Genomic DNA, 15,274 nt, shown 5'->3' with positions numbered 1-15,274 from the left:
ACACTCCAAAGGCTCTCAACTATTTTGGTTGGGGGTCTTTGAAGTGTTTAAATATTGCTATGGTCCATATCTTTTAGAGAATTAACTCCATTCTGCTAATTACTGAAATATAATTCCGCTCTACTTATCAGAAATTTCAAAAAATAATACCAATGGTGTAATCCTTTTGACATGTAGAAACGACTGTTATGAGACTTATGTTGTATAGACTACTGTACACCATTACCTATATGCTTTTACTGTAAGCGTTACCAGAATCTTGGTATACATCTGGGAGATCCGCCTACAATTTTGTCAATTATATAAAGGAGGGTATATGAAAAGAAATACATTTATGATTACTGCAGTTTGCACTATGCTACTAGGCACATCAACAGTATTTGCCAACAATGACCACCCTAATGATCCAACGATTGAAAAGGAAGAAAAACTCACATTCCCCTCTAAGAAACCACACCCTGTCTTTACATGGAATTCGACTGTCATCCCTGTTTCGAGCGTTCTTCACCCAAGCTCTGCACGAGGAGCCGGGATGGTGGAAGCTCCACTCCAGCAAATCGATCAAATTATGAACCAAGCAATTTCACAAAAATTAATGCCAGGCGCTGTCACATTTGTAGCAAGAGCTGGGAAAATTGTAAAACATGACGCTTATGGCTATTCAGCTCAATACACCGATGATAAGTTTATCGAAATGGAAAATCCAATTCCTATGGAAAACGACACGATTTTTGACTTAGCATCTATCAGTAAGATATTCACTGCTACGGCCGTGATGGTACTTTTTGAAAAAGGATTATTCAATCTCGATGATCCGGTGGCAAAACATATTCCAGAATTCGCTACCAATGGTAAGAATAACGTGACCATTCGCCAGTTGTTAACCCACACTTCTGGGTTCACTGCTTGGATTCCTTTATATTCAAAAGGTAATTCAAGAGAAGATCGGCTGAAGTTGGTATTAAACCAACCGTTGAAAAATGCACCCGGTACGACTTACGAATACAGTGATTTAAATATGATTACATTAGGAATGTTAATTGAGCACCTGTCCGGACAGCGCCAGGATGAATTCGTTCGGGAGCATATCACAGAACCTTTAGGGATGATGGATACAATGTACAATCCACCAGCTTCTTTGAAACACCGCATTGCGGCAACTGAATACCAGGCCACACCAAATCGTGGTCTCGTGTGGGGAGAAGTTCATGATGAGAACGCATGGTCATTGGATGGGGTTGCTGGACATGCCGGTGTGTTCTCGACCGCAAATGACCTGGCTAAGCTTGCACATATTTTTATTAATGAAGGCAAGTATGGCGGTAAAAGAATCCTGAAGCCGGAAACAGTACAATTGCTGCTACAAAACCAGAATACTGCATTCCCTGGGAATGACCATGGACTTGGCTGGGAGCTAGGGCAGGGCTGGTATATGGATGCTTTATCAGAAGGTACATTCTCTTTTGGCCATACAGGGTATACTGGAACTTCAATTGTAGTAAGCCCAAACAATAAAACAGTAGCGATTTTACTGACCAACCGTGTCCATCCGTCTAGAAATATGGGGTCCATGAATCAAACCCGTCGCTTATTTGCTAGAAATGTAGCTGATTCGATTCCTGTCTCGATTCCTGGTAAGAGTGATGCTTGGTTTGCAGGGTATGGCGACAAGCTAAATCGAGTAATGGAAACTGACCTTCAATTATCTAAGGATGCCAAACTTACATTCTCAACATGGCATATGATTGAGAATGTATGGGATTCCGGAACCGTAGAGATTTTTAGAGATGGCAGTTGGCACCAGCTTGCACTATTTACAGGCACAAGCAATGGCTGGGAAAAGAAAGAATTGGCTATACCTAGTGATGCGACGAAATTACGGTTTGTCTATGGAACCGATAGTTCAACAAATTCCCGCGGCTGGTATATCCAGAATCCAAAACTGGATTCTGGAGATGATCTTTCTTTTTCAAAAAATGAATGGGTATTAAGAGACTATTAAATCATAAAGAAAACTCGCCGATTGGCGAGCCTTGGAAAGGCGAAGACAGAGGCGTAGTTGCACTTATCGCGCTCATACAAGCCACGTCCTGTGGCATTCGCCCGACTAGGACATCCTGTCCGTCGTACTTAATTCCTAAAATTGGCAACTACGTCGGATCATCTTCTGCGCTGGCAATTTATACTTTCTTAACGTGTGAAATACTAGAGGAGGAGAAACATGCGAAAATATTTAAAGACATTTTTCACCTCGTTTTTGGCATTTGTACTAGTGTTAACAGGGATTCCAATTGCTGGGGCAACCGCTGCTTCGGAAATTGAGGATTTAGTGATTGACCTCAATGTTCCCCAGGTCACAAGGGAAGTTAAAGATAACAAGCTTGATTTAAACGCTCTGCATGTTTATGAGGATGGCCACTTTATGCTGGCGTCTAAGAATATAAAATGGAAGTCATCTAATAAAAATGTTGCCTCTGTATCTAAAGATGGAGAAGTAACTTTATCTGGTCACAATGGTACAACGTTTATCTCTGTCAGCGATAGCAGCAATAGCGATAGAATTTCGATTCAATTCAAGGGAAATCAAGACAAAATCCTTATTGAAAAAGAAAAAGGCACTCGCTATGACCTTATCGGCAAAGCCATCGAGCATATGACGATGGAAGAAAAGGTCGGGCAAATGCTGATGCCTGATTTTAGAAATTGGAATGGCAAAAATGTAACAGAAATGAATGCGGAAATTGCCCAGCTTGTTAAGGATTATCATCTTGGTGGTGTGATTTTATTCCGCGAAAATACGGTGACAGCTGCTCAAACAACTAAGCTCGTTAGTGCCTATCAAGAAGCTGCGGAAAAGTACGGCCTAATAATTTCGATTGACCAGGAAGGCGGAATTGTTACACGTCTGCAAACTGGTACCGATATGCCAGGGAATATGGCGTTAGGTGCGACTAGATCTGAAGAGCTAGCTGAAAAAGTCGGCAGGACAATTGGTGAAGAGCTAAACGCACTTGGGATTAACATGAATTTTGGACCAGTGTTGGATGTAAACAATAATCCTGATAATCCGGTGATAGGTGTTCGATCATTTGGTGAGGATCCTGAGTTAGTGGCTAATCTAGGAAATGCCTATATTAAAGGGCTCCATGAAACGGGCACTGCGGCAACCGCTAAGCATTTTCCAGGTCATGGAGATACTGCGGTTGATTCCCATGTAGGACTTCCAGCGGTACCACATGATCTTGATCGATTGAAGAAAGTAGAACTATATCCATTCCAGCAGGCAATGGATTCTGGTATTGATGCGATTATGTCAGCACACGTGACGTTCCCGAAAATTGATGATACAAAAGCAATTTCTAAAAAGGACGGAACAGAAGTCTCTGTACCAGGTACGCTTTCACACAAGATATTAACGGGTCTAATGCGCGAAGAAATGGGCTTTAAAGGTGTTATCGTAACTGATGCCATGAATATGGGTGCAATTGCAGATCATTTTGGTTCTGTTGATGCAGCGATTCGTGCAGTTAAAGCCGGAGCGGACGTTCTGTTAATGCCTGTTGGAATAGTAGAAGTAGCCAATGGAATCTATGATTCAGTGAAATCTGGCGATATCTCAATCGAAAGAATTGAGCAGTCAGTAGAGCGGATTTTAACCTTGAAATTAAATCGCGGCATCGTTATGGCAGAAGTAGAGCAGAGCCTTGATGAGAAGGTAGCAAATGCGATACAGGTGGTAGGCTCAGCAGATCATAAAGCAATAGAAAAAGAAGCTGCAGCTAAATCCATTACGCTTGTAAAAAATAACACTGTACTGCCACTTAATGTAGCAAAAGAGGATAAGATTGTGGTGGTGGGTGGCTCAAGCTTGTCCGCTAATCTCCTCGCAGATGAGGTCAAAAAGCACCATGAGAACGTTACCTATATTAATACATCGACTACACTTACTGACTCACAGATGGCACAAGTACGGGGCGCAAAATCCATCATTGTGAGCACCTATACATCTAGTGTTTCAGCTAGAATGCCAAGCGGCAGTCAAATGTTAATGACCAACCAGCTTATTGGTACAGGTATTCCTGTAATTGCAGTGGGGGCTAGAAATCCGTATGACATTATGTCCTATACAGATGTGGATGCCTATCTCGTTCAATATGGATTCAGACCAGCTAGCTTTGAAGCAGCAGCAAACACCATTTTTGGTAAAAACAATCCAACTGGAAAACTTCCAGTCACGATTTACAACCATGATGGTAGTGTTTTATACGGTTTTGACCACGGTTTAGGATACTAAGTAGGGAATTTAGTTTTAACTCTGAGAGTTCTGCTATTTTCCCTAAGCTGGATAGATAAAGTGAAACTTCCATCAGTGGGGGTTTTTCGACGCACAGGATGTGCTAGTGCAGACGTTGCGACAGGACGTCGCGTTCTTAGTCTGCTTATCCCCCACTGATGGTTAGTTGCGGCCCACACGAAGTGGGGCACGCAGACGTTGCCACACGATGTGGCGCTTTTAGTCTGTGTTCATCATACGGGCTGTTGATCCCCCACTTAGAAATTTATTCTTAACTCAACTTCTTGAAGTGGGGGTCTTACAGCCCGTTAATCTGCGATAAAGGTGAGGAGGGGTACTTTTGAAAAAGTTGTTAACTGGTTTATTGGTTCTTGTTCTACTACTGTCTACCGTTTCTGCGACGATGGCCAAGAACGATAAAGAGAAAAACAATAAAAAGTTCCGTTTGGGCATAGAGGTTTTGTTACAGGATCAAATTGATTTGATTAAAGATAAACGCGTAGGTTTGATCACCAATCCAACCGGAGTTGATCAGAACGTTGCGAGTATCGTAGACTTACTCTTCAACAACCCCAAAGTGAACCTGACTGCTCTTTACGGGCCTGAGCACGGTGTTCGTGGAAGTGCACAAGCGGGTCAATATGTTGAACAATATACGGACGAAAAAACAGGACTTCCTGTTTACAGCCTATATGGAAAGACAAAAAAGCCTACACCTGAAATGCTAAGCAATGTCGATGTATTGTTATTTGATATCCAAGATGTGGGGGCACGATTTTACACCTATATTTACACCATGGCACTAGCGATGGAAGCAGCAAAAGAGAACAATATTCCAATTATTGTTCTAGACCGTCCGAATCCAATCAGTGGGACAAAAGTCGAAGGACCTGTGCTCGAGGATAAGTACTCTTCGTTCATCGGAGAATATCCGATTCCTGTCCGCCACGGGATGACAGTTGGGGAACTAGCCAAGCTTTTCAATAGCGAATTTGAAATTGGTGCCGATTTAACAGTTGTGGAAATGGAAGGCTGGAAGCGGAACATGTATTACGATGAAACGCCATTAGAATGGGTCCTTCCGTCACCAAACATGCCAACATTAGAAACTGCGGTTGTCTACCCAGGGGCTGCCCTCATTGAAGGAACCAATGTTTCCGAGGGACGAGGAACAACAAAACCATTTGAATTGATTGGAGCACCGTTCATCAATAGCGACAACTTAGCTGCAAAGTTAAACTCGTACAAATTACCTGGTGTCACCTTCCGAGCGGCTTCGTTTATACCGACCTTCTCAAAGCATGCGAATGTGTTAAGCCATGGAATTCAAATTCATGTTACGAACCGAAACTCCTATAAGCCGTTTGAAACAGGTTTGTATATCGTAAAAACAATCCATGATATGTATCCAAACGAATTCCAATTTAGAGCACCGAGTGCAGCAGGAATCTCCTTCTTTGATAACCTTGTCGGCAATGGCTCCATCCGTGCTGATATTGAAGCTGGCAAAAGTGTTGAAGAAATGAAAGCATCATGGCAGGCTGGTTTAGATCAATTTAACGAGGTTCGTGAGAAGTATTTATTATATTAATAGGTGTGAAGGGGCCTTCTTTTCAGGAGGCACCTTTTTAGTACGAGATTAAAGTAGAAAAATCAGAAATCTAGTCGAAGTTTGTATTTCCAGGGAAATAATAGGCGGTTTTTGCTGAATAATTCAACGATATAAATATATTGGATTACGATTGTGGAAAAGATTGATTTCTTTTTTTGGCATTGCTAGATTTCAAATCTAAAGACATAAATTTGTATAATACTTAAAATAAGAAAAAGAACATCTCAATTTGAGAAGTTCTTTTCCATTTAGATTATTTTTTAACTTCCACCGTAGTCTTACCAACTACTAAAAATTTATTATCTAAATATCCACGGAGTTCAAGATTTACTTCACTTGGCTTCCAAACAAATTCTTCACGGTTAAATTTGAAATGCCCTTTTTCAGCCTGCTTTTGTAGACCATTATTATCTAATACAGGCGATACTCCATTTAACCTTACAGAAGAAATATCAAATGAGAAAGATTGATACTCTTTTGGTAAAGTTGCTTTCACAGTAAAGATTCCTTTATTTCCGTTCATTACTTTTGGCAATACTTCAAGAGTAATTGGGATGTAGATAGCAAATGTCTTTTCTACCACAGTTGACAGTCCAACAGCATCTGTCACTTTAATACGAAGATTATACTCACCTGGTTGATCTAATGTAATTTGATCACCTTTTTTATATTCTTTACCATTTAATGTAACTTCTTCTGTCATTATTCCTGACAGATGGTCTTCAGCATAATAGTCCAATGTAAAAGTCGCACCAAGCTTATATTCTTCTTCTAGTGCAAGAGAAACAGTTGGAGCAGTTTTATCAATTTTTACTTCTAATGTTTTTACTTCTTCTTTATTGCCTGCTGCATCAACTGAATAATAAGAAATTTTTGTGATTCCTTCTTTCTTTACTATAAAGGAACTTCCTTCTACATACTCTGAACCATTAATAGAATAATACGTTTTTGCTACTCCGCTTAACTCATCTTCTGCCTTTAGAGTTACTGTTACATCTTCTTTTACCCATGTTTCTGGGGCATTAGATGAAGTGTTAGGTGCAATTTTATCAATTTTCACCTCTGCCGTTTTCACTTCTTCTTTATTACCTACTTTATCAACTGAGTAATAAGAAATCTTGTTAACTCCTTCTTTCTCTACTGTGAAAGAATTGCCTTCTACATACTCAGATCCATTAATTGAGTAATACGTTTTTTCTACTCCTACTTCATTATCTATTGCTTCTAGCGTAATGAACTGATTTTGATTAACCCATTCTGTTGGAGCATTGATTTTTGTTTCTGGTGCCTCAGTATCAACTATTAATTTAGCAATAACAATCTGTGATGGTTTAGACTCTCCAAATGAGTTACTGTACGATGTCACATAATATTCATGATCTGCATATGAAAGATTGTGGATATCATATGATAAATTATTCACGCCTTTGACTAAAAGAACTGGTTTTCCTTCAATAATTTCATAGATATTATAATTATTTGCATACGTAACAAAATCCCATGAAATTCGTGCACTTGTTCCATTTAATAACTTCAGAGAAGCATTTGGCGATTCCATAATAGGATATACGATCTTTTGATCAAAACTTTCGGATGGAACCGACTCACCAAAACGGTTACTATATGCCGTTACTTCAAATGAATGAACATCCTCTGTCAAATTATAAACTTTATAGTTTAACGCAGTGCCCTTATAAATTAATTCTTTATTTTCCCCATTCACTTTATAAACTCTGTATTCATTTGCCCATGGTACGGTTTTCCAAGAAAGGGTAATATTATTAGCATTAAAGACGCTTCCAGTTAAAGTTGGAGCCCCTACAATTGGCCAAGTTAAATTAAATTCCTGCGTACTTCCCACCGGAGATTCACCAAAGCGATCACTGTAGGAATATACGACATATTCATAATCACCTTCTGGCATATTTGTAAATGTAGTTGTCGTTCCTGGTACTTTTCTTTTTAATACTTTCTCTCCTTCGACAACCTCATACACTCTGTACTCCTGTGCATAAGTAGATGCATTCCATCTTAAGACAATATCATTTCCATTTGTAATCGTTTTTGTAAAATTATCTGGAGCCTGCATGATTGGCCAAGTTAGATTAAATTCCTGTGTACTACTTCCCTCTGGAGATTCACCAAAGCGGTCACTGTAAGAATACACGACATACTCATAATCACCTTCTGGCATATTTGTAAATGTAGTTGTCGTTCCTGGTACTTTTCTTTTTAATACTTTCTCTCCTTCGACAACCTCATACACTCTGTACTCTTGTGCATAAGTAGATGCATTCCACCTTAAAACGATATCATTTCCATTTGCGATCGTTTTTGTAAAATTACTTGGTGCCTCCATAATCTTTGAAGCCAGTTTAAATTCCAGCGCACTTCCTTCTAGAGATTCACCAAAGCGATCACTGTAGGAATGTACGACATACTCATAATCACCTTCTGGCATATTCGCAAATGCAGCTGATATACTAGTCACAGTTCTTTTAAAAACCTTTTCTCCATCAATAATTTGATAGATCTTATAAGATGTAGCATAAGGCACTGTGCTCCATTTTAAAGTTATATCATTTCCATTTGTAACGCTATAAGTTAAATTTTTCGGCCTCTCCATAATAGGGAATTCCATATTCCCCTTCAATTCCGCTCCAATAGAAGACTCACCAAAGATTAATGAATTAGCTTTAATTACAAAGTTGAACTCTCCTGCTGGGAAATTTACCAAGGTTGTATTCGTACTAGTAACTGTACGCTTTAATGTTGCTTCTCCGTTAACTATTTGATAAATGTTATAGCTTGTTGCATATTGAACAGCATTCCATTTCAATGTAAGATCATTCCCATTGGAAATACTATAAGATACATTTTCAGGTGCTGGTAAATCCTGACCATTTACAACGATGTCTATAGAAGTACCTTCCTCTGACTCTCCAAAACGAGTAGAATAGGAGTAAACTTCATATTTATAAGAACCTGTCTGCATATTGCTATAAGAAATACTTGTACCGGTTACATTATTTTTCAAGATTTTTTGTCCATCTACAATCTGGTATACCTTGTAATTTGTTGCATATTCAGCAGAATCCCATTTTAAAGTGAAAGACGTTGCATTTATAGTAGTTTGATTAACATTTTCTGGAGGAAGCATTTTCGGATAAACGACCGAAATCTTAATACTTGTTCCCTCATTTGATTCTCCAAAACGACTATTATAAGAATAAATTTCGTAAGCAATATCCCCTTCTGGCAAATTACTAAATGGAACAGTAAGATTAGATACTGTTGTTTTTAACACTTTTTTGCCATCAATTACTTGATAGATTCTATAGTGTGTTGCATTCTCCGCAGCATCCCAGCTAAGGGTAATATCATTTCCATTCTTAATCTCGTATTTCACATTTTTCGGTGCACTCATATTGATTTGATCAAGAGTAAAAGAAACTTGAGCTCCATCTTCTGATTCTCCAAAACGAGTACTATTCGTACGAACTTCAAATTGATAACTTCCTGATGACATATTCGTAAAAGTTATAGATGTTCCTGTCACAGTATTTTTCAAGATTTTTTGTCCATCAATGATTTGATAGACTTTATAATTAGTAGCATTCTCTGCACTACTCCAACTTAAGACAATATCATTACCATTTTGAATTTTATAAGAAAGCTCTTTAGGAGGATAAACCTCGACAGTATCAATACTGAAGGAAACTTTAGTTCCTGCTTCAGACTCTCCAAAGCGATCACTATAGGAATGAACGATATATTCATGTTCACCGCCTTTAAGAGTTGAATATGTAATTGTTGTTCCTTTCACTGTACTTTTTAAAGTTTTTTCTCCATTATTTAATTCATAAACTTTATAACTATCCGCATATGGAACAGTCCCCCAAGTCAACACTACATCATTTGTATTTTGAATTTTATAAGTTACGTTGTTTGGTGCTGTCATAACAATTGAACCTACCGTTAAGGAAATTTGGCTGCCTTCTGTAGACTCTCCAAAACGATCACTATAAGAATAAACCTTATACGTATAGTCTCCTGCCGGTTGATTACTGAATGTCACACTTGTCCCAGTCACAGTTTTTTGTAATTCAAGCTTTCCATCAATATCTTGATAAATCTTATAGCTAGTTGCATAATCTGCACCTTGCCATTTTATATTCACATCTGTGCCATTTGTAATTGTAAAGGAAAGATTTGAAGGCTGCTTCATCTCTGGATAGCCCACTTCTACCTTGATAGGTTCAGCATCAGGAGATTCTCCGTAAAGAGCATTATAAGCAGAGACGGAGTAAGTATGTAGACCTTCTTCTGCTTTTGCGATAGTATAAGTTGTTGCTGTAGTTGATGTTAAAAGTGTTCTTTCCCCTGATTCTGAAATTTGATAAATATTATACTTTTGAGCATATTGAGATGAGCCCCAACTAAGAACGATATCGTTACCATTTCGGATAACTGAGCTTAATGTGGCCGGCGCCAGCATATTAGGGTAAACAATTTCTGCATTTACCGGAGCAGAAGGACCAGATTCTCCTTCACTAGTTAAAGTTGAAACAACATATCTGTATGATCCTTCTGGAAGATCGTTTAAGCTGTAACTTATTGTGTTAGTTTTTCCTAACAGAATAAGTTGTCCATCTTTAATTTCATAAACATTATATCCAGTTGCTCCGTATACTGCACTCCATGTCAGTTTTCCATCATCTGGTGTTATCGATTGGAAAGTTAGGTTACTAGGAGGTAAAATATTAGTGTTTGCGGATACCTTTAATTCTCCAAATAGAAAATTAAATTGATACATAAGTATCATTACTACTAAAAAAGTCTTAATACTAAATAATTTTTTAATCATACAATATACCTACCTTTCGTGTAAAAAAAAGCAAATAAAAAAGAACCCAAAGAAGGTTCATAGAAACATTTGCTATGACTTCTTGTGGTAACCGGCTGCCATCTACATTTAATTAATGTAGTTCAGGCCCATGGCTTTGCGTCCCATAGTTTCCTATGATTTGCCTTTTTCACTTTTCGCCTATAATTATTTGCAATTCCAACCTATTTACCATTCCATAGCCTATTTAACATCACCTCATTATAAATACAATCTATATAAAATATCGGCTGTAATTAAAAATAATTTAATGTTAAGACTAGCTAGAAGATAGAAATCCGAAAAAAATATTTTCATTGAATAAAGTGAAACTTCCATCAGTGGGGGTTTTTCGACGCACAGGACGTGCTAGTGCCGACGTTGCCACAGGACTCGGCATTCTTAGTCGGCTTTCATCCCCCACTTAGGTTTCTTTGATTCTCTCGTAACCTTGAAGTGGGGGTCTTACTGCCAGTTAATCTGCGATAAATTTGTTTACGTCCTCAGGCGATCTACCTGATACGATTTAAAATTAAATTAGGTAGAGATACAAAGCTCAAATGCAAACAAAAAAGAGAAGTTATCCCTTACTTCTCATCTCAGCTAAATTCTCGCTCTAATTATTATGTGGTCATATTAGAAAACCTCACGTACTTATGATGCGGTTCACCGTTAAACCTGCAACGGAGGTTTTTCAATATATAATTATTTATTTAATACTAACTACTTTTTAACTTCTTTTAAATATTCCCATGTTTCTCCATTATCTTTTGATCGATAAAGTGCACTACTATTACCATTGTAATCTCCGTCTGCTCCTTGCCCGACTAACATATTAAAAACTCCATCTTTCTCATAAGGCATACCTGGAGAATCGAAAGGACTTATAGACTGTCCACTATCTAATTTTACTTCACGGGGTGTATAATTTACCTTTGTAAATGATATTCCCCCATCATCTGTACGATATAACTCGCCCTCAGTACCAGAAGGTCTGGTTGCTCCTAAAAATCCAAGTTGATTATTAATAAAAGTTATTCCTGATGGCCCACCAATTGTTCCATTGAATGGATCCTCATTTATAACTTCCCAATTTTCACCCCCATCAACAGTCATGCTTAGTGAATAAAAACTACTTCCTAATGCTTTGTCTACAAAATTTAGTCTATAACCAACTTCTTTTGATAAGAAAAACTGTTCATTGTTATTCGTTAACTCTTGTTGCTTCTCTTTAGAACTATCTTGATTTGGCGTAGTCTTTGGTTTACTCCAACTTGGGTCACCTATTAAGTGATATCTAGCTGGTATGATCTCTTTCTCTTTTCCAGGGACAAATATAGATACCGTATACCCAATTATTTCAGAACTTTCTTCTTCAAGATGATGCTCCTTACCTTCCTCATTAATATTAATAATTCCCTCTGTGTTATATCCCCAATTTCGTTTTCCATAATAAACTAATCCATATTTACTTTCCTTCCACTTACTAACGGTTTGCTGAACTGGAATAGCGTTAACCGTTTTAATTAGAGGTTCTAATAGTTTATCCTCATCATAATCGGCACCTGCATATCCATTTAGCCATACAGTAATATCCTGTGATTTATTTACATCATAAGATATTAAGTAAGTTTCCTCTTTCCCATCCTCATTTTTCCCATAAACAAATGTATCAAAAGATGTGATTGTTCCATCTGAATTAAATGTAAGCTTAAAATCACTTGCCATATATAATTTCTTTGGCAAAGTATATTCCTTATTTATATCTTCAAATATACCTTCTACTCCATATTCATATATATTATTATGTTCAAATTTAACTGATCTTTCATTTTTTATTCTTTCTATAGTCCACGCAAGTTTGCCACCATAATTTGTTGCACTTTTATAAATCTCTACTCCATAAAATAATGTTATTGCCACCATAATTATTATAGAAATATATTGCCATGTATTTGATTTTTTAGAGTCATATTCTCTATCTTTTATAATTCTAATTGTAGTAAATACAATGATAGATATTAAAAGTACGATACATAATAATAAAAAATAAATATTATTATTAATTCTTCCATACATACATAATGAAGCTAACTCAAAGCAAAAAATCCAGTATCCAATAATTAATATTGGATTTGTTAATAATGTTCTAAGTATCCTTTTTGTGTTTTTCCTAAATATGAAAATCACCCCTAATCAATCATTCATTATTAAGTTTACTCCTGTTTTACGAACAGTATAAGACCCTTTATTAATTGTTACTGGCTGCTGGCCAAGCTCAAAATTATTGGGGTTTTAACCAGCACTGCTTATGGGCAGAATAAACATAATCTCTCTCGTAAACCTTCTAAGACTTCTTCAGGCACTTCCCTGACCTTAATATCCCCACCTAGGAAAAGCAGCCAATTTGTTATTTCGGTCAACTCTTCGGGATTATTAACATTAATAAAAGTCTTTAGAATGGCTGTGGTTTGGTAAGGATTCGTATAGGAAATTGAAACTTTTAAAGGATGGTATTTTTTGAACTGGGCAATCGCCTTTGGACCAAGTTCAAGGACAAGATTGATTACTTCTTCCTGCTTACTTAGTTTTTCTAAAATCTTTTTCTTACTTAATCTTTTTTTCATCGGGTAGGTTTCGACATTGGTGAGATGGTCGACAGAGAAAATCTGCCTCTTTTCTTCCTTTAAGTCAAAGCCTTCAATCAGCCAAAGGCTTTTTTCACGGTAAAGGTGCAAGAGATAAATAGGAAAAGACTTTATTACCTTCTCTTCTTTGATGGTAATCTGTAAATAGCGATCCAAAAGAAGGATTTGGATGAGTTTTTCTAACATAGGATGGGGAAGGTCTGACAAATCAAGTAGGTCGGGATTATGGGGGTTGGTCCCTTCAAAAAGCAAGATTTGATTTAATAGAACAAGGTCATCTTGCTGGTTTTCTGATGTGAGGCCTAGTAATTTTTCAGCTAAAGACTGACGACTCTTTAAATATGGGAGTTGTTGATTTCTTGTGGCCATAAAGGCAATAAAAAGAGCTTTAATCTCATTATCGGTAAAGCGAACAGTGGGCAGGACAGAGTTGTTCATGACAAAATAACCCCCATCCCTTCCAACTTCAGCGACAAGCGGCATCCCCATGGCTTCAATTTCTCTGATATCTCTAATAGCGGTCGAACGCGAGATGTTAAATTCTTGCATGATCTCGGAAAATGTAAAGTGGGAGCGGTTGTTGATATACCGCATGATGGTATTAATTCGTTCAACTTTTTTCATCGGATCTCCTAAACAGTATCATTTTTTGACATGATTAAAGACTATTATAAACTCATCAAGTGAAAAGACAAATCATTTGAAAAATTTTAAAAAGAGGATGGTCTGAATATGGCAAATTATACCCTAGAAGAGAAAGAAAGCTTTACTGTTTTAGGTATTGGAACTGAGCTTAAAAGCGATTACACCGACTATGCTGGCATAAACAAGGAAAAGGCAGATTTTTGGTCGGCCGTCAAACAAGATGGAAGGCTTGACAAGCTAAAAGCCGTTGCTACAAATGACTACATTTTTGTCGTGAATGAAGCGGTGAATAACAAAATGATGCATTATGCCGGCGTCATGACAGAGGCATCATTACCAGAAGCATCCAGAGTGATTCAATTTCCAAAAGGAGAATACCTAGTTGTAAAAGGGGCAGCAGAAACAGCTGAAGAGCTGAGTAATATGGTTACTGGCATTGCATTTGGCCAAGTATTGCCGGAAGCAAAGAATTTTGCCTATGTTGGAGGGCCAAATACAGCGGTTATAATGGGGCAACGAAACGGCTCAGTATTTGGTGAAATGTGGATTCCTGTTGTTAGGAAATAAAAGGAGAGATGGAATTGTCCTATATCGTTGACTTTAAAAATGTGTCTACAGTTGGTTTAGAGTCTTCACCCGTAGCAGAAGCGCTTGCTGGGTTACGTGCTAATGAAGCTCGATACTTTATGAACAAATACAAGCATGAATTTATGGTTGTACCTGCTAGCGAGTCCTACGAGACCCTTGATTATGTGAACCAAATTTTGAAAGAACGTGATATTGAGTTTGCGGCCAAACCTTTAGAAACGTCGCGTTTTCAAGTGGAAAATATCAAATTTGCCTACGTCATTTATGAGGATGGTCTTAGCGTCAACGTCATGTATACGGTGGATGATCCTAAGAAGCGGGCTGTTGGTTTTAAGCTTTCTGATGGGATGGAAGTACCAAAAGAGTTAGAAGGGAAGTTTAAGTTTGCTAGGCAAAAGTCTAAACTAGCTGGAACCATTCGGGGCTCGTATTTTGTCATTAAAGGAGAATATTAAAGTAAGCAAATGTTACATGCATCAAATGTACATCAAAGCGGTGAACAAGAAAGTGCCATCGTCCATTTTTTGGCAACCTAATATATACGCTTTCTTGAAGTTACTCATTAGAAAACTTGCCGTTATTTGTGAAATGGTTCTCCTCTC

The 15,274-nt window shown here is 37.7% G+C and carries 8 protein-coding genes and 1 riboswitch; of the genes, 5 read left to right on the top strand and 3 right to left on the bottom strand.

Annotated features, from left to right (window positions below):
* Positions 1 to 316 precede the first annotated feature (316 nt).
* From FSZ17_RS06065 to FSZ17_RS06055, 3 genes are all read left to right on the top strand, one after another.
* Complete coding sequence (locus FSZ17_RS06065) at positions 317 to 2,002, top strand: serine hydrolase domain-containing protein (protein ID WP_057775158.1); 1,686 nt, start codon at positions 317 to 319, stop codon at positions 2,000 to 2,002.
* Between the two features lie 219 nt (positions 2,003 to 2,221).
* Complete coding sequence (gene nagZ / locus FSZ17_RS06060; RefSeq protein WP_057775160.1) at positions 2,222 to 4,294, top strand: beta-N-acetylhexosaminidase; 2,073 nt, start codon at positions 2,222 to 2,224, stop codon at positions 4,292 to 4,294.
* A gap of 340 nt (positions 4,295 to 4,634) precedes the next feature.
* Positions 4,635 to 5,885 (top strand): exo-beta-N-acetylmuramidase NamZ family protein, encoded by a 1,251-nt coding sequence (locus FSZ17_RS06055; protein WP_057775163.1) that lies wholly within the window; start codon positions 4,635 to 4,637, stop codon positions 5,883 to 5,885.
* A 274-nt stretch (positions 5,886 to 6,159) separates the two neighbouring features.
* Here FSZ17_RS06055 and FSZ17_RS23300 read toward each other — a convergent pair whose 3' ends face one another.
* The 3 genes from FSZ17_RS23300 to FSZ17_RS06040 all read right to left on the bottom strand — a co-directional run bounded on the left by FSZ17_RS23300 (position 6,160) and on the right by FSZ17_RS06040 (position 14,063).
* Positions 6,160 to 10,773, bottom strand: a complete 4,614-nt coding sequence (locus FSZ17_RS23300) for an OmpL47-type beta-barrel domain-containing protein (RefSeq protein WP_185150670.1) — start codon at positions 10,771 to 10,773, stop codon at positions 6,160 to 6,162.
* Between the two features lie 83 nt (positions 10,774 to 10,856).
* A riboswitch (cyclic di-GMP riboswitch) is annotated at positions 10,857 to 10,948 on the bottom strand.
* A 566-nt stretch (positions 10,949 to 11,514) separates the two neighbouring features.
* Positions 11,515 to 12,981, bottom strand: a complete 1,467-nt coding sequence (locus tag FSZ17_RS06045) for a WD40/YVTN/BNR-like repeat-containing protein (protein ID WP_057775173.1) — start codon at positions 12,979 to 12,981, stop codon at positions 11,515 to 11,517.
* A gap of 119 nt (positions 12,982 to 13,100) precedes the next feature.
* On the bottom strand, positions 13,101 to 14,063 hold the full coding sequence (locus tag FSZ17_RS06040; RefSeq protein ID WP_057775176.1) for a helix-turn-helix transcriptional regulator: 963 nt from the start codon (positions 14,061 to 14,063) through the stop codon (positions 13,101 to 13,103).
* Positions 14,064 to 14,171: 108 nt separating this feature from the next.
* On the opposite strand from FSZ17_RS06040, the gene FSZ17_RS06035 reads away from it, so the two are divergent.
* Both FSZ17_RS06035 and FSZ17_RS06030 read left to right on the top strand, forming a co-directional pair.
* Positions 14,172 to 14,651: a GyrI-like domain-containing protein gene (locus FSZ17_RS06035; protein ID WP_057775178.1), complete on the top strand. Its 480-nt coding sequence runs from the start codon at positions 14,172 to 14,174 to the stop codon at positions 14,649 to 14,651.
* Between the two features lie 14 nt (positions 14,652 to 14,665).
* Positions 14,666 to 15,127, top strand: coding sequence for a DUF8821 family protein (locus FSZ17_RS06030; RefSeq protein ID WP_057775182.1), 462 nt, complete (start codon positions 14,666 to 14,668; stop codon positions 15,125 to 15,127).
* Positions 15,128 to 15,274: the final 147 nt, after the last annotated feature.

Source organism: Cytobacillus dafuensis, from assembly GCF_007995155.1.
GTDB classification, from domain to species: domain Bacteria; phylum Bacillota; class Bacilli; order Bacillales; family Cytobacillaceae; genus Cytobacillus; species Cytobacillus dafuensis.
This window is presented reverse-complemented; position numbering and strand designations above follow the sequence as displayed.